At 67.0% G+C, this 270-nt stretch carries 1 pseudogene; it reads left to right on the top strand.

Going from position 1 to position 270, the window contains the following annotated elements:
- A pseudogene (locus ACYQ2W_RS26865) lies at nucleotides 1-270 on the top strand (hypothetical protein); the annotation flags it as partial.

Genomic DNA, 270 nt, shown 5'->3' with positions numbered 1-270 from the left:
TCATGGCGATGATCGACGTGGCGGCGGCCCTGGAGACCGGCACCCTCGCCGGCAACATTCACTTGGTGGACAACAACCGTTGGCTGGGTTCGCGGGGCGAGGGCGGTGAGGCGCTGGTCTCGGTAGTGCGGATCACCCGGGTCGATGGCGTGGTCGACGCCCAGGTGCTCAACTGGCTGTGCAACGGGGTGGGTGTTTCTCCTGCCGATCTTCCACCGGATCTTTCGCCGGTGTCGGGCGACGGAGATCCCCTGATCGTCAGCCGCCGCC

Source organism: Endothiovibrio diazotrophicus, assembly GCF_054657215.1.
The sequence above is the reverse complement of the archived record's forward strand: the minus strand, read 5'-3'. Positions and strand labels throughout refer to the sequence as shown.